Source organism: Bacillus sp. MT(2024), from assembly GCF_036362845.1.
In the GTDB taxonomy this organism is placed as follows: domain Bacteria; phylum Bacillota; class Bacilli; order Bacillales; family Bacillaceae; genus Bacillus; species Bacillus velezensis.
Genome location: NZ_CP143632.1, coordinates 630,873 through 646,832, shown reverse-complemented (window position 1 = coordinate 646,832; position 15,960 = coordinate 630,873). Strand labels below are relative to the sequence as shown.

The window sequence follows — 15,960 nt, the reverse complement described above, 5'->3', positions numbered from 1 at the left end:
TTCACCGCCTATCAAACATATGTTCTATCATAAATCAATTTCGTTCGCTTGGCTACTTTGTCTTTACAGCCGCCACCGTTTTGAGCGCCTGATCAAAATCTTCATATACGGCATTTCCGACAACGATGACATCGGCATGACGGCCGAACCGTTCCGCCGTTTCCTCGTCTTTAATCCCGCCTCCGTAAAACAGGACGGACTTGTCCAGCACAGCCTTCGTTTTCTCCACCGTTTCTATGTCCGCCAGCATCCCGCTGTATTCCAGATAAAAAATCGGGAGATGAAGCAAATGTTCCGCGACCCGCGCATAGGCGAGAATATCTTCTGTTTCTATATGTGTATCCGCCTCCGTCAAAGCGGCCGCCTTACAATCAGGGTTGACGATGCAGTAGCCCTCCGTCACGATTTCCTCCATTGACATGAGCTCTCCGTATTCTTTCATCGCCTGATGATGCATGCCGACAATCCAGTCCGCCTTTTTGCTGTTGAGCACACTCGGAATGAAATAAAGATCAAACCCGGGCACAATGGAATCAATCGTCGACACCTCAAGTACGCACGGCACTAAAAACCGCCGCACCTTTGACATCAGTCTCAGCACATTGTCCTCGGTGATATTGTCGCTTCCTCCGATCACAATGGCGTCAGTCCCTGATTCACAAAGCCGTTCCAGCTGTTCATCCGGTAAATCTTTATTCGGATCGAGTTTAAAAACATGCTTCCACTCGTTAACATCGTACATGCGTTTTCGTTCCTCCATTCGTTTCTTGCCATTTAAACATTATAACAAATTCGTTTGGCCCGGAAAAACGGAAAAAGACGTCATTCACCTGATTCACAAAAAAAGATTGCGCTCCGCCGGACGGGAAACGTCTATGTTTGAAAACAGACAATATGTGGAATGTCAAAGAGAAAAAAGGCAAGGAGTCTGGTCTCAATGGAACAAGCCATTATCGTACTGATTTGTATATTGATTTTTATTATTTTAGTTCCCGCCGCATTGTTTCTCTGGATATACATAAGAGACGAAAAGCAGGAAGAACATTCAGTGCTGCGCAATTATCCCGCAGCGGGAAAACTGCGCTATATATTTGAAAAAATCGGACCTGAGCTGCGGCAGTATTTATTCAGCAATGATAACGAAGAACAGCCGTTTTCCCGGAGAGAATATGAACAGACGGTCATGTCGGGAAAGTATAAAAGCAGAATGATGGGCTTCGGCTCAGAACGGGATTTCGATCAGCCGGGCTATTATATCCGTAACGCCCTCTTCCCGAAACAAAGGGAGGAGCTGCGCACAGATCAGACGCCGAAGATCGACACGATGGTATACAAGATTGACAAAGACAACCTGCTGAAACGCAGCGAACACCGTGAAAAAGCAAAAGCGGACCCTTATTACCTGCATCCGGACGATGTGCAAGTGATCGGCCGCGACACGTGCAAGAAACCGTTTTATGTAAAAGGGTTAATCGGACAATCAGCGATGAGCTACGGCTCACTTGGCGACCGGGCAATCACCGCCCTGTCAAAAGGGCTGCACCAGGCCGGCGGCACATGGATGAATACAGGCGAAGGCGGTCTGTCTGAATATCACTTGAAAGGCGGCGCGGATATTATCTGCCAAATCGGCCCCGGGCTGTTCGGCGTGCGCACTGAAGATGGAGAATTTTCATGGGAAGAATTTAAGAAAAAAAGCCGCCTCGAGCAGATTAAAGCCTTTGAATTAAAGCTTGCGCAAGGGGCGAAAGCAAGAGGCGGTCATATTGACGGTTCAAAGGTGACCGAAGAAATTGCCGCCATCAGAAATGTGCAGCCCGGACAATCCATTGACAGCCCAAACCGCTTCAACGAATTCTCAAATGTTCCGGACATGCTTGATTTCATTGAGAAATTAAGAACTGTCGGTGAAAAACCGGTCGGCATCAAAATTGTCCCGGGCAGCCGCAAAGACCTTGAAGACCTTATTTCCTGTATGAGTTCATCAGGCAAACTTCCCGACTTTATTACGATTGACGGCAGTGAAGGGGGAACGGGAGCTTCTTTCCATGAACTGGCGGATTCCGTCGGCCTGCCGATTCTGACCGGCCTCCCCCTTGTTGACGGCCTTTTGAAGACATACGGTATAAGAGATAAGCTGAAAATTTTCGCATCCGGAAAGCTGCTCACTCCGGATAAGATTGCCGTTGCCCTCGCGTTAGGCGCGGATTTTGTCAATATTGCCCGGGGAATGATGTTTTCAGTCGGCTGTATCCGTGCTCAAGTATGCCACACCAATCATTGTCCTGTCGGAGTAGCGACAACCGATCCAAAACTTCAGCGCGCGCTCAGTATCGAGGATAAACAGCACCGCGTCTGCAACTACGTGCTCTCGTTGCGTGAAGGGCTGTTTCACCTTGCCGCGGCGGCGGGTATCAGCTCGCCGATTCATTTCTCAGCTGAACACATCGTATACCGGGAGGAAGACGGAAGCCTGAGGGAACTTCCCGGCCTTTTGAATCAGCACGCATAAAAAAAACCGCCTGCCGTCATCGGCAGAGCGGTTTTTTACGTAGCTGAGGAGGATTCTCCTTTGTTTACGCGGTCAAGCGCCATTTCATAGGCGTCGTTCCCGTAATTTAAGCAGCGCTTCACCCGGGAAATCGTCGCTGTGGAAGCACCCGTTTCGCTTTCAATTTTGTGATACGTATTTCCTTCGCGGAGCATTCTCGCCACTTCCAAACGCTGCGCCAGCGATTGGATTTCATTAATCGTACAAAGATCGTCAAAGAAACGATAGCATTCCTCCAGATCTTTCAGCGATAAAATAGATAAAAATAACTGGTCCAGTTCTTTTCCGCGTAATTTATCGATTTGCATCGTCAAACACCTTCTCCTTTACTAATGGAAGCTGCATCGAGATCAGGCACGATATTAATCCATGTCTTTCCTGGCACAAACGGAAGAATCTCACCGCCTTTTACGGGCAGAATACGGCCGTCTTTATATTCCCAGTCTGACTCTATAACATCGCCGTGCTGAAGCAGGAGGCCCTTCCCCCCTGACTGAATATCGATGGCCCGCCTTCCATCTTTGTCTGTCATGCGATGGCCGGCTTCAACAATAAAAATGTTGTGCATGGCTAAAGGCTTTCCGGTCTCCCGGTCTGTCGCTTTCACACCATCAGAGCTTCTTGTATAAGCATCAGCTTTTTTATCATAATCGTATTCGACAAGATTTGTAACGTTTTGTGTTCCATAATCTATCCGAATATTGTAGGTTTCGTTTCCGGGTTTTGCATCTGATGTCTGAAATGGGAGCGGTTCTGTTTTTCCGTTCAGCTTGTATCCTTTTTGTTCCGCCGCCTTCCTGATATTGTCATACGACGTGTAGGAATTGTGGGGCGGCTTGCTGAAATCGGCTCTCCAAAACAGGCTTCCGTCAAAATCCAAACCGTTTATATAATCGTAAGTTCCGGACTCCAGCTGCTTTTTAGCGCCGGGACTCCAGCCATGATGGACAAATATGCTGTTAAACCCGCTGCTGAGCGTGACAAAATATTCCCTCGCGCTCCGCACAGGCCCGACCGTTTCCGGCATCTCACTTTGAAAAATCGCGAGAAACCGCGTAATCCGGCCCTCCGCGAGCGCTTCGATGACAACATCCGCCTTTGACAGCCCGGATTGGGGCCTCGCCTTCGGATGATTGTTCACTGCGACTGCAATCGGACGGCGTTCTGCAAGCTTCTGCTCAGTTTTCAGCCCCGTTAAAGGAGCTTCCGCTTCTTTCGGCTGCACCTGATCGGCATTGTTCTGCCGGCAGGCGGCAAGCAGCAAAAACGCAAAACAAAGCATACAAACGGTTTTCCATCTTTTCATATGTCGGCTCCCTGCTTTTATATTTTAACGCATTATCGATGGAAAGAGTACAGTTTTTTTCATCACGTCGAATATTCCTCTCGGCGTAATGCGGATATAAGGCAGGTGTGTGCTCTGCAAAAAGAGCAGCGTATAGATCGGATCGCAGAATCGGTAGCCCCGCTCCTCCAGCAACGTCCTCAGTTTTTGCTCTTTCTCAAGCACTTCTTCATAATTCTCCGCGGATGCAGAACCGTTTAAGGCGAGGGGGATCTCATGCAGAATCTTCCCGTTTTCGGCAAGCACGATTCCGCCGCCGATTTCTTTCATCCGTGAGAAAGCGAGCAGGATATCTTCTTTATTTTTTCCGGCAGCGATAATATCTCCGGTTGTCGTGTAAGAACTGACAAAGCCCTGCACCCGATCGGCAAAACCTTTCAGCATCGTATTGACCCGCCATTTTCCATGCTTATCGAGAAGCGTGAGATAGCATTCATCATGATCAAAAGAAAGCTGGTCAACAGAATTATCAATCGCAATCATATACGGCTCCATAATGACGGCGTTGCGCATAATCACACCCATCGGCATTGAAAACTGTAAATCATCCATCGTCATATCATATGAAAGCTCAAGAGGGACAAGACCGCCCTTTTTCCAATCTGTTTCTGTAAACGCATTCATATTTCGGCCGTCTTCCCTCAGCAGGATGCCTTTGGAGATCACCGTGACCGGGTCCGGATTCATCGGGTCATCGAGAATGTTCAATGAAGCAAGCCGGCCCGGACCGATCACACCGAGAAAGTCATCCATCTGATAATACTTCGCGATATTAAAGGAGGCCATATTGTAGGCGTCAATCACCGGAACCCCTTCCTCCAAAGCGATTTTAATTAATTCATTCGTCATGCCGCCTTTATAAAAATGCGGCGTCGCTCCATCCGTCGTGTAAAAGAAATGATCATAATGCCGGAAGCCTTTTTGATGGAGATCCTGCAAAATCGTTCTCAAATCAGGGCGGATGGATGAATGTCTGAGCGAGACATAGTAACCCAATTCAAGCCGTCTCATCACCTCGTCTCCATTCATCGCCTCGTGGTCAGAATCAGCCCCGAACAGTTTCATCTTCGTCAGTGTTTTTTCAGAGGCTCCGGGAAAATGCCCTTCTATCCGCTTGCGCAGTTTCTTTGTCGCCTGCATGCAATGAAGCATCAAGTCATCGCCGTCCATGAGGCGCGGCCATCCGGTCAATTCTCCGCCTTGAATGACATCCGGGTGCTCAATCCATTGCTTGCGGACATCAAAAGAAAGGAGCTGATCCTCATTCAGCACTTCAGTCTGCAGATCATATCTGGACCACCAGAAATATTGCACCGGCTGTTTTTTCAGTTCTTCCAATATAGTAAGCGCTTTCTTTTTACCGCTGTGCAAAAGAAAAAACAAGTTATCATTAACAAACGTCGTTGTTCCGAATTGAGACACATATTCGGCGAGCGTTTGGGGATTATATATTTGAAAAGGATGTGTATGCGGTTCAATGTAACCTGGCACAATGTATTTTCCTTCACAATTTATGGTATGAATGTGCTCTGCTGCATCAGGAAGCTCATGACCAACATATACAATTCGGTCTCCGTAAATCCAGACGTTTTTTTTCAGCCATTGTTTTAAAAAAGGATTTAATACGAGAGCATCCCGTAAAAGTAGCGTTGGAAGCAGCTTTGAGTCTACAACATCCGCCTGTGATCTGATGTCTTTATTTTTCCAGTTAAAGGTACGTTCGGACATTCACATACTCTCCTTCGCTTATATTAGACCCATCGTATCACATCCGCACAATTATCGCACGGCTAAAACGTTACAAATTATTGAAGATGAATGAAAAACTTTTTCTAGGGAGCTGAAATGATGAAACCGAATATCAGTTTATTAAATGCCGTTATGCGCATCACTTGCGGCCTCACCATTTTGTCTGCCGCTTCAGCGAAATACACGAGAAAACCTTGGTGCAAGATGCATCTCTTCTGTATGATGATGGGCGCGATGAAAGCGGCGTCCGGCATCCTCCGCTTCTGTCCGGTGACATATATGTTCCAGACAGGAATGAATCAGGATGACAGCCATCAGCAAGAAAAATAACAAGCCGTTTCGGCGTGTTATTTTATTTTCTCCTGTTATCACGATTCCGAGAAGAACCATCTCTCACGGCAAATCGACAATCTTAGTCGTCATTCAGAAGAAAACCCGCATCTTTTAAGACGCGGGGGTTTCCTCTTTATCGCTGCGATGCTTTCAGCGCACGGGCGCCGATATCGCTTCTGTAAAACAGTCCGTGTTTTGTCAGCCCTGAAACGGCGCTGTACACTTTATCCCTCGCCGCTTCAAATGTTTCAGCAAATGCCGTGACATTGGCGACCCGGCCGCCGTTTGTAACAAATTGTCCGCCGTCTTTTTTCGTTCCGGCATGAAAAACGGCGATCCCGTCTTCAGCGGACGTCAAACTGCCGATCGGCGTCCCTTTCGCATAGCCTTCCGGATAGCCTTCTGAAGCCAGCACAACGCTGACCGCGGCCGTGTCCTTCCATCTCAGGTCAACATCCTTCTCATGCAGAAGATCTAAGAGCACCTGAATGAGGTCAGATTCCATTCTCGGCACGACGACCTGTGTTTCCGGATCTCCGAAGCGCGCGTTGAATTCAATGACTTTTGATCCGTCTTCCGTCAGAATCAGCCCCGCGTACAGCACGCCCGTGAAGGAGCGCCCCTCTTTCACCATTGCTTTTGCCGCCGGCTTCACAATCGTTTCGACTGCGCTTCTGACGATATCATCGGAAATGTGCGGCACCGGTGAGTAGGCGCCCATTCCGCCAGTATTCGGCCCTTTGTCTCCATCGAAGGCGCGTTTATGGTCTTGAGCGATGACCATCGGATAGACGGTCTCCCCTTTTACAAACGCCATTAAAGAAAATTCTTCGCCGGCGAGAAACTCTTCAATGACAACAGATGCGCTCGCCTCCCCGAATTTCTCATCCTCAAGAAAATCGTGCAGGCATTCAATCGCTTCTTCTTCCGTCATCGCGACTGTGACACCTTTTCCGGCGGCAAGCCCGTCCGCTTTAATGACAATCGGCGCGCCTTTTTGCTGTACATATGCTTTCGCCTCTTCAAATGAAGTAAACGTCTCGTACTCCGCCGTCGGAATGCCGTATTTTTTCATTAAATCCTTGGCAAACTGTTTGCTTCCTTCAATAATAGCCGCTTTTTCAGACGGTCCGAAAACAAGCAGTCCGGCTTTTTCAAACTCGTCGGCTATCCCTTCAATCAGAGGAACTTCGGGGCCGATAATCGTCAGCCCGACATGATGTTCTTTCGCAAACGCAATGAGTGCGGCATGATCGCTTTCTTCAATGTTGACCAGCGCCGCGCAGTCTGCCATACCGTCATTTCCGGGCGCGGCGTACACCGTGTCAACAAGCGGGCTTTGCGCCGCTTTCCAAGCCAATGTATGCTCTCTGCCGCCTTTTCCGATAATCAATACATTCACGCTTCGTTCCCCCCTTAATGTTTGAAATGTCTGATGCCGGTGAATACCATGGCGATTCCGTATTCATCCGCTTTTTTAATCGAATCTTCATCGCGGACCGATCCGCCGGGCTGGATAATCGCCGTGACACCGGCTTTTGCGGCTTCTTCGACTGTATCCGGCATCGGGAAAAACGCGTCTGATCCGAGCGCGCTGCCTTTTGCTTTTTCTCCGGCCTGCTCAATGGCGATTTTGGCTGAACCGACGCGATTCATCTGTCCTGCGCCCACACCGACCGTCATATGGTCTTTTGCAAGGACGATCGCGTTCGATTTCACGTGTTTGACGACTTTCCAGGCCAGCTTCAAATCTTCCCATTCCTGCTCGCTCGGCTCTCTTTTTGTCGGAATGCTGATGTCGGCGTCATCAAATCCATGGACGTCTAAATCTTGAATCAAAAGACCGCCCTGTACGGAAGTCAGCTGTTTTTCTTTCTTTCCTGATGCGGTCACGTCAAGCGTGAGCAGACGAAGGTTTTTCTTCGCCGTCAGCACGTTCAGCGCTTCTTCACTGAAAGAAGGGGCGATAATGATTTCTAAAAAGATGCCGTGAAGGGCTTCAGCCGTAGCCTGATCAACTTCACGGTTCAGCGCGATGATGCCGCCGAAAATGGAAGTTTTATCAGCTTCATACGCTTTATTGAATGCTTCCTCAATTGAAGCTCCCGTACCGACTCCGCACGGATTCATATGTTTAACGGCAACAGCTGCGGGTTCTGTAAATTCCCGGACGATTTGAACGGCCGCATCCGCGTCCTTAATGTTGTTGTAAGAAAGCTCTTTGCCGTGAAGCTGTTTTGCCGCCGCGATGGAACCGGAGACAGGAAGTGCGCTTTGGTAGAAAACCGCCTCTTGGTGAGGGTTTTCACCGTAGCGGAGCGACTGTTTTTTCTCAAAAGTAACGGTGAATTGCTCAGGGTCTTTCTCACCGGCCTCGCGTGTTAAGTAATCAGCGATTAATGCGTCGTATGCCGCGGTATGGCGGAATACTTTGGCCGCAAGCTCGCGTTTTCTTTTGAGTGAAACGCCGCCGTGTTCTTTCATCTCATTGAGCACGGAGCTGTAATCGGCCGGATCTGTGATGACCGTCACATCCTGATGGTTTTTCGATGCGGCGCGCAGCATGCCGGGACCGCCGATATCAATGTTTTCTATCGCTTCATCGTATGTTACGTCTTCTTTTGAAATCGTTTCTTTAAACGGATAAAGGTTGACGACCACAAGGTCAATCGGTGCAATGCCGTGCTCATTGATCTGCGCCATATGCTCTTCATTGTCTCTTACGGCAAGCAGTCCGCCGTGAATATTAGGATGGAGCGTTTTTAACCGTCCGTCCATAATTTCAGGAAATCCGGTCACTTCTGAAATGCCGATGACATCCACACCGTTTTCCTGAAGAAGTTTTTTTGTTCCTCCGGTCGAAATGACTTCGACGCCGAGCTCTGTCAGTTCCCTTACGAAAGGTACGAGATTTGTTTTATCAGAAACACTGATTAGTGCGCGTTTGATTGTCATGCCTTTTCACCTCTGTTATTTAGTCCCAGCAGCCGCTTCACAACGCTCGGATACCATTTGTGCTCAAGCTCGTGTATTGTATGCTCTATGTCTTCAAGCGTATCGTTTTCCTGTATTTCGAATGCTTTTTGCGCGATAATCGGTCCGGTGTCCATGCCTTCGTCGACGTAATGAACGGTAATACCCGCCACTTTCACACCGGCCCGATACGCCTGTCCGACAGCGTCAATCCCAGGGAATGCCGGAAGAAGCGAGGGATGTATATTAATAATGCGGCCCCCGTATGCTTCAAGCAGCGTATCTCCAATCAGTCTCATGTAGCCGGCGAGAACGATTAATTCCGCCCCGTGCAGACGCAGCTGTTCAATAATGGCCCGTTCAAAGGCCGCTTTGTTTTCAAAAGATGACGGTTCAAAGGCGAATGACGGGATATGTAAAGCCTCCGCCCTTTCCGCCGCCTTTGCCTGAGGCTTATCCGTCACGAGAAGCGAGAGCTCCGCATCCCACTTCTCTTCTCTCATGCGTTTGGCAATGGCCTCGAAGTTCGATCCGTTTCCTGAAGCAAATACCGCAAACTTTTTCATGAAAGAGCCGCACCGCCGAAAGAAATGCCTTCGCCCCGCTTGACCCGGCCGATCAGATAAGCCTTCTCGCCCTGAGCTTCAAGCGTGCCGATGACGTCTGTCAGGTTTTCTTCTTTAACGGCAAGGACAAAACCGATGCCCATATTAAAAACATTGAACATTTCTTCTTCTTTCAGCTTGCCGTGCTCCTGCAGAAACGGAAAAATCGGCGGGATCGGCCATGATCCGTGATCAATTTCCGCGCTCAATCCGTCCGGCAGCATCCGCGGGATATTCTCGATGAATCCTCCGCCTGTCACATGCGCCATGCCGTCCACCTTACCGCTTTTCACCGCCTTGAGCACCGGCTTCACATATATTCTCGTCGGTTCCAGCAATTCTTCGCCGAGAGGACGCGCAAACGGTTCATAGACAGTATCCAAATCAAGTCCGCCGTCATCAAGAAGCACTTTTCTCACCAGGGAAAATCCGTTGCTGTGAAGGCCGCTTGAAGTAAGTCCGATTAAGAGATGCCCCTCTTCGATATGTTCACCGGTGACGATTTCGTCTTTTTCCGCGACGCCGACTGAAAAGCCCGCAATATCGTATTCATCAGACGTATACAGCCCCGGCATTTCCGCCGTCTCACCGCCGATAAGCGCTGATCCTGACTGCTCGCATCCGTCCGCCACACCCTGAACGATCTGCTCAATTTTCACCGGATCAGCCTTGCCGACCGCCAAATAATCAAGGAAAAACAGCGGCTCCGCTCCCTGGGCAAGCACATCGTTTACACACATCGCGACCGCATCGACGCCGATCGTGTCATGCTTATCCATTGAAAATGCGAGTTTCAGTTTGGTGCCGACACCGTCTGTTCCGGAAATTAAAACAGGCTTTTGATACGGAAGCTCTGACAGATCAAACATTCCGCCAAAACCGCCCAGGCTTCCCATAACGCCGAGCCTTTTCGTGCGCTCCACGTGTTTTTTCATTCGTTTGACGGCTTCATATCCGGCTTCGATGTCAACCCCGGCATTTTTATAAGCATCAGACATCCCTATCACTCCTTGTCAATTCGTTTCTCCTTAAAAGGCAGAAAGAGAAAGGCAGCCTGAATTCCCGCTGCCTTTATATCATTTTCACATTTTATTTTGTCAGCACCGCTTCTTTTACGTGAGGAAGCACTGTATCCTGATAAATTTCCGTCGGATATTTGCCCGTAAAACAAGCGAGGCATTGTCCGCAATTGGTGTCTTCAAATTTTCGGCCGACTCCTTTTAACAATCCGTCTACACTTAAGAAAGAAAGCGTGTCGGCTCCGATGATCTGACGGATTTCTTCCACGGAATGAGAAGAAGCGATCAGCTCCTCATGGGTTGATGTGTCGATGCCGTAGAAGCACGGATGAGCGATCGGCGGTGAACTGATCTTGACGTGCACCTCTGTCGCCCCCGCTTCTCTGAGCATTGTGACAATCCGGCGGCTTGTCGTCCCGCGCACGATGGAATCATCAACCATGACGACCCGTTTTCCTTCGACAACACCGCGGACGGCGGACAGCTTCATTCTGACGCCTTGCTCACGGAGAGCCTGTGACGGCTGGATAAACGTTCTGCCGACATAACGGTTTTTAATGAGACCGAGTTCGTACGGGATGCCCGTTGCTTCGGCATAGCCGATGGCCGCAGAAATACTGGAATCAGGCACGCCTGTGACGACATCCGCTTCAACCGCGGACTCCTGGGCAAGCATTTTCCCGAGGTTTTTCCGGGCGCTGTGCACGTTAATGCCGTCGATATTGCTGTCAGGTCTTGAGAAATAAATGTACTCCATGCTGCAGATGGAACGGTTGATATTCATGGAAAAGCGCTCTGATTTCATGCCTTCATCGTTGATGATCAGCATTTCGCCCGGCTCTACCTCGCGAAGGTACGTTGCGCCGACGACGTCAAATGCGCACGTTTCTGAAGCGACCACATAAGCATCGCCCATGATGCCGATTGACAGCGGTCTGAGTCCGTTCGGGTCAAGCGCTACAATCATCTCTGTTTCTGTCATGATTAAAAAGGCGTAAGCGCCTTTCAGCATAGATAGCGAATTTTTGATCTGATCCTTCAGCGAAAAGTGTCCGCTGCGTTTAATCAGATGAGCCAGCACTTCCGTATCGGAGGAAGTCTGAAAAATGCTCCCTTGGTTTTCAAGCTGCTGCTTCAACTGTGTGGCGTTGACCAAGTTGCCGTTATGGGCGAGCGCGAGGCTGCCGTTGTTTTGCGAACGGAACAGGAGCGGCTGAACATTTTCATATCCGCCTCCTCCAGCCGTTGCGTAACGAACGTGCCCGATCGCGCCTTTTCCCTTTACTTTGCTGAGCTCGCCGTTTTGAAATACTTCAGTAATCAGCCCTTGGCCTTTGTGCGCCGTCAGCTTTTCGCCGTCAGTCGCGACAATTCCCGCGCCTTCCTGTCCTCTGTGCTGGAGGCTGTGGAGGCCGTAATACGTAATTTGCGGGGCTTCTTCATGTCCCCAGATGCCAAACACACCGCATTCTTCATTCAGGCCTTTGATTTCAGCAAGCATGGAATAGCTCCTTTCCACGCGCGCTCAAGTTCTTTCGTTAGCGCGTGAACCAATTGTTGTCCGTCCTGGTTTTGAATCGCCAGAAGTCCGTCAGCCGTTACCTCACCGATATGAACCGCATCAGCCGCAGTTGCTTCAAACGCCGCTTGGTGTTCTTTTTTGACCGAAACGACGAAGCGGGATTGAGATTCAGAGAATAATAATGCCGCTTCCCCTTCAACAGTCACGTTGGCGCCAAGGTTCTCCGTCGTCATGACACTTTCTGCAATCGCTACGCCTAAGCCGCCTTCAGACACATCATGCGCGGATTGAACGAGGCCTTTTTTAATTGCGTCAAGCAATGCTTTTTGGCGTGACAGCTCTATATCAAGATCGATTTGCGGCGCTTTGCCGTAAATGCGGCCTTCTGTCATTTTTTGCAGTTCGCTTCCGGCAAACTCAGGTTTTGTTTCGCCGATCACGTATACAAGATCCCCCGCTTGTTTGAAATGCTGTGTCGTAATATGAGCGGTATCTTCAATTAAGCCGACCATGCCGATAACAGGCGTCGGGTAGATGGCCGTTCCGTTCGATTCATTATAAAGTGATACGTTACCGCCGATGACGGGTGTGCTGAGAACATTGCACGCCTCGCTGATGCCGTCGGCCGCTTTTTCGATCTGCCAGAAAATTTCAGGTTTTTCCGGGTTTCCGAAATTCAGATTATCCGTGACCGCAAGCGGTTCGGCGCCGGAGCATACGATGTTGCGCGCCGCTTCGGCAACGGCGATTTTTCCGCCTTCTTCTGGATCAAGATATAAATAACGGGCGTTGCAATCCGTCGTCATCGCCAGCGCTTTTTTCGTGCCGCGGATTCTGAGCACTCCCGCGTCAGAGCCGGGAGCGACCACCGTATTTGTACGCACCATGTAGTCATATTGATCATACACCCACTCTTTGCTGGCGATTGTCGGCTGCTGCAGCAGGTCAAAAAGCGTCTCTGTCGCATCTTTCACTTCAGGCGCGGCAACTTCTGTTTCCTGAAACTCGCGGTAGTACGCAGGTTCCGCTGACGGTTTGTGGTATACAGGCGCCTCTTCTGCCAGTGCGTCGACCGGAAGTTCGCAAACAACCTCTCCGTTATGGCGGAGGCGGAGCATTTTATCATCCGTAACATGACCTACGGAAACCGCTTCAAGATCATATTTATCAAAAATATCGACAATTTCCTGTTCACGTCCGCGTTCAATGACGAGAAGCATGCGTTCCTGAGACTCGGAAAGCATCATTTCGTAAGCGGTCATACCCGTTTCCCGCTGCGGAATGAGATCAAGGTTCATTTCAATGCCGGAGCCGGCTTTGCTTGCCATTTCAGCACTCGAACTTGTCAGACCGGCCGCCCCCATATCCTGAATGCCGACTAAGGCGTCGCATTGGATGACTTCAAGACATGCTTCCAGGAGAAGTTTTTCCATGAAAGGATCGCCGACCTGCACGGCAGAACGTTTTTCTTCAGATGAATCTGACATTTCTTCTGATGCGAAAGTAGCGCCGTGTATGCCGTCGCGGCCCGTTTTAGCGCCGACGTACATGACCGTGTTGCCGACACCTTTCGCCTGGCCTTTTTTAATATCTTTATGATCAATCAAGCCGACGCACATTGCATTGACAAGCGGATTGCCTTCATAGCTAGCGTCAAACTGCACTTCTCCGCCGACCGTCGGGATGCCGATACAGTTTCCGTATCCCGCGATTCCCGCCACTACTTCTTCAAACAAGTACTTCACACGAGGTGAAGTGAGTTCACCAAATCGAAGAGAGTTTAATACAGCTATCGGACGGGCGCCCATTGAGAAAACGTCACGGATGATACCGCCCACTCCGGTCGCAGCACCCTGGTATGGCTCAAGCGCTGACGGATGGTTATGCGATTCAATTTTGAACACGACCGCCTGATTGTCACCGATGTCAACGATTCCCGCGCCTTCTCCGGGACCCTGCAGCACGCGTTCGCCGCTAGTCGGGAATTTGCGTAAAACCGGTTTTGAGTTTTTATAGCTGCAGTGCTCTGACCACATCACGGAAAAAATCCCGATTTCCGTGTAGTTCGGCAATCTTCCGATAATAGATTCAATGAGTGCGAACTCGTCATCACTGACACCCATTTGCTGATAGAGTTTCTCTTCTTTTATTTGTTCTTTACTTGGTTCAAGCAGTAGCGACATGAGTTTCCCTCCAATTTTTCACGATAGACCGGAACAATGTAAGACCGTCTGCGCTGCCGAGCAGTTCATCGACTGCGCGCTCAGGGTGAGGCATCATGCCTAATACGTTGCCTTTCTCATTCACGACGCCGGCAATGCCGCTGACGCTTCCGTTAATATCGCCGCCGTATGTGAAGGCGATTTGATTGTTTTCTTTTAATCTTTCAAGCGTTTCGTCATCACAGTAGAAATTGCCTTCGCCGTGGGCAACCGGAATCGTAATCGATTGTCCATTTTCATATGAAGATGTGAATAACGTATCGCCGTTCTGCACGATTAATTCAACCGGGCGGCAGATGAACTTTAAATCTTTGTTGCGTCTCATCGCGCCTGGCAGAAGTCCGAGCTCCTGCAGAATCTGGAATCCGTTGCAGACGCCGAGAACCGGTTTTCCTTCGGCAGCCGCTTTTTTCACGGCCGGCATGATGTTTGCGAATCTGGCGATGGCGCCGCATCTCAAGTAGTCGCCGTATGAAAACCCTCCGGGAATGAGCACGCCGTCAAATCCGTCAAGGCTTGTTTCCTCGTGCCAGACATACTCGACTTCTTCGCCGAGTTCATCCTTTACGGCGTGGAACATATCAATATCACAGTTGGAGCCGGGTAACACAATCACCGCAAATTTCACTGTGCGACAACCTCCTCAACTTCATATCGGTAGTCTTCAATGACTGTATTGGCAAGGAGCTTTTCACACATTTCTTTCACGAGCGCGTCAAGATCGCGGTCAGATTTTTCGATCGTCAGCTCCATGTATTTTCCGATGCGCACATCCTGCACTTCATTGTAGGTCATGCTGTGCAATGCATGCTGCACCGCGCTTCCTTGAGGATCGAGCACACTTTCTTTTAAGCTGACATAAACTTTCACTTTATACATTATGAAATGCCTCCCAGTCTTTTGAAAATCTCTTCATATGCGTCGGTTAAGCTTCCCAGGTTCCGTCTGAACAAATCTTTATCGAGCTTTTCGTTTGTGTCTTTGTCCCACAGACGGCACGTGTCAGGAGAAATTTCATCCGCTAAAAGCACCCGTCCCTCTGCGTCTAAGCCGAATTCCAGCTTAAAATCTATTAATCTGACGCCGCAGTCTTCAAAAATATGCTGCAGCTCTTGATTCACCTGGTTTGTAATCGATTTGATCGTTTTGACCTGCTCAGGAGCCGCTGCTTTTAAGAGCCAGATATGATCTTCAGTGATGAGCGGATCACCCAGTGCGTCATCCTTGTAGTAAAATTCGATAATCGGCTGCGGAAGCTCAGTTCCTTCCGGGATGCCGAGACGTTTCGACATGCTTCCGGCGGCAATGTTTCTGACCACGACTTCAAGCGGAATGATGCTCACTTTTTTGATGAGCTGCTCTGATTCTGAAACACGCTCCACAAAGTGGTTGTCAATTCCTTTGGCGTGCAGATGTTTGAAAATCAGGCTTGAAATTTCATTGTTCAGACGGCCCTTTCCGCTGATCTCCGCTTTTTTCTCACCGTTAAAGGCTGTTGCGGAATCCTTGTAGACCACGCGGAGAATCTGTTCGTCTTCAGTTTGATAAATTCGTTTCGCTTTTCCTTCATAAAGAAGATTATTGTTCACAATATTCACGGAAGGCCTCCTAACCCGAATGTTGGGAATATTCAATCTACGG

15 protein-coding genes are annotated in these 15,960 nt (G+C 49.4%); 2 read left to right on the top strand and 13 right to left on the bottom strand.

Going from position 1 to position 15,960, the window contains the following annotated elements; all coding sequences use genetic code 11:
• Positions 1 to 52: 52 nt before the first annotated feature.
• Positions 53 to 742 carry a heptaprenylglyceryl phosphate synthase gene (locus VP472_RS03375; protein ID WP_146276278.1) on the bottom strand — a complete coding sequence of 230 codons (690 nt, stop codon included), beginning with the start codon at positions 740 to 742 and terminating at the stop codon, positions 53 to 55.
• A gap of 195 nt (positions 743 to 937) precedes the next feature.
• On the opposite strand from VP472_RS03375, the gene VP472_RS03370 reads away from it, so the two are divergent.
• The gene (locus tag VP472_RS03370) at positions 938 to 2,512 is read left to right on the top strand and encodes an FMN-binding glutamate synthase family protein (protein WP_073981994.1); all 1,575 of its coding nucleotides are present in this window, start codon (positions 938 to 940) and stop codon (positions 2,510 to 2,512) included.
• Between the two features lie 35 nt (positions 2,513 to 2,547).
• Here VP472_RS03370 and VP472_RS03365 read toward each other — a convergent pair whose 3' ends face one another.
• Genes VP472_RS03365 through VP472_RS03355 form a run of 3 tightly spaced genes read right to left on the bottom strand, consistent with a single transcriptional unit; the run spans position 2,548 to position 5,624 of the window.
• Positions 2,548 to 2,859, bottom strand: coding sequence for a YerC/YecD family TrpR-related protein (locus VP472_RS03365; protein WP_003155745.1), 312 nt, complete (start codon positions 2,857 to 2,859; stop codon positions 2,548 to 2,550).
• A gap of 2 nt (positions 2,860 to 2,861) precedes the next feature.
• Positions 2,862 to 3,857 carry a DUF3048 domain-containing protein gene (locus VP472_RS03360; protein WP_063174586.1) on the bottom strand — a complete coding sequence of 332 codons (996 nt, stop codon included), beginning with the start codon at positions 3,855 to 3,857 and terminating at the stop codon, positions 2,862 to 2,864.
• Positions 3,858 to 3,881: 24 nt separating this feature from the next.
• Positions 3,882 to 5,624 (bottom strand): adenine deaminase, encoded by a 1,743-nt coding sequence (locus VP472_RS03355; RefSeq protein ID WP_077721902.1) that lies wholly within the window; start codon positions 5,622 to 5,624, stop codon positions 3,882 to 3,884.
• A gap of 120 nt (positions 5,625 to 5,744) precedes the next feature.
• On the opposite strand from VP472_RS03355, the gene VP472_RS03350 reads away from it, so the two are divergent.
• Positions 5,745 to 5,975, top strand: coding sequence for a YgaP family membrane protein (locus VP472_RS03350; protein WP_017419030.1), 231 nt, complete (start codon positions 5,745 to 5,747; stop codon positions 5,973 to 5,975).
• 136 nt (positions 5,976 to 6,111) lie between these two features.
• Here the strand turns inward: VP472_RS03350 and purD are convergent, their stop codons facing one another.
• The 9 genes from purD to purC all read right to left on the bottom strand — a co-directional run bounded on the left by purD (position 6,112) and on the right by purC (position 15,917).
• Entirely contained in the window at positions 6,112 to 7,380 is a 1,269-nt protein-coding gene (gene purD / locus VP472_RS03345; protein ID WP_146276272.1) for a phosphoribosylamine--glycine ligase, read from the bottom strand.
• A 14-nt stretch (positions 7,381 to 7,394) separates the two neighbouring features.
• On the bottom strand, positions 7,395 to 8,933 hold the full coding sequence (purH, locus tag VP472_RS03340) for a bifunctional phosphoribosylaminoimidazolecarboxamide formyltransferase/IMP cyclohydrolase (RefSeq protein WP_146276270.1): 1,539 nt from the start codon (positions 8,931 to 8,933) through the stop codon (positions 7,395 to 7,397).
• Positions 8,930 to 9,517 carry a phosphoribosylglycinamide formyltransferase gene (gene purN / locus VP472_RS03335; RefSeq protein ID WP_003155752.1) on the bottom strand — a complete coding sequence of 196 codons (588 nt, stop codon included), beginning with the start codon at positions 9,515 to 9,517 and terminating at the stop codon, positions 8,930 to 8,932. The genes purH and purN overlap by 4 nt, the downstream gene beginning before the upstream one ends.
• Complete coding sequence (gene purM, locus VP472_RS03330; protein ID WP_003155753.1) at positions 9,514 to 10,554, bottom strand: phosphoribosylformylglycinamidine cyclo-ligase; 1,041 nt, start codon at positions 10,552 to 10,554, stop codon at positions 9,514 to 9,516. The genes purN and purM overlap by 4 nt, the downstream gene beginning before the upstream one ends.
• 91 nt (positions 10,555 to 10,645) lie before the next feature.
• Positions 10,646 to 12,076, bottom strand: coding sequence for an amidophosphoribosyltransferase (gene purF, locus VP472_RS03325; protein WP_060674456.1), 1,431 nt, complete (start codon positions 12,074 to 12,076; stop codon positions 10,646 to 10,648).
• Positions 12,052 to 14,280: a phosphoribosylformylglycinamidine synthase subunit PurL gene (gene purL / locus VP472_RS03320; RefSeq protein ID WP_146276268.1), complete on the bottom strand. Its 2,229-nt coding sequence runs from the start codon at positions 14,278 to 14,280 to the stop codon at positions 12,052 to 12,054. The genes purF and purL overlap by 25 nt, the downstream gene beginning before the upstream one ends.
• The gene (purQ, locus tag VP472_RS03315) at positions 14,264 to 14,947 is read right to left on the bottom strand and encodes a phosphoribosylformylglycinamidine synthase subunit PurQ (protein WP_007609853.1); all 684 of its coding nucleotides are present in this window, start codon (positions 14,945 to 14,947) and stop codon (positions 14,264 to 14,266) included. Before purQ ends, purL begins: the two co-directional genes overlap by 17 nt.
• A complete protein-coding gene (purS, locus tag VP472_RS03310; RefSeq protein ID WP_003155758.1) occupies positions 14,944 to 15,198 on the bottom strand; it encodes a phosphoribosylformylglycinamidine synthase subunit PurS in 255 nt (84 codons plus the stop codon). The genes purQ and purS overlap by 4 nt, the downstream gene beginning before the upstream one ends.
• A complete protein-coding gene (gene purC, locus VP472_RS03305) occupies positions 15,198 to 15,917 on the bottom strand; it encodes a phosphoribosylaminoimidazolesuccinocarboxamide synthase (RefSeq protein ID WP_014417101.1) in 720 nt (239 codons plus the stop codon). The genes purS and purC overlap by 1 nt, the downstream gene beginning before the upstream one ends.
• Between the last annotated feature and the right edge of the window lie 43 nt (positions 15,918 to 15,960).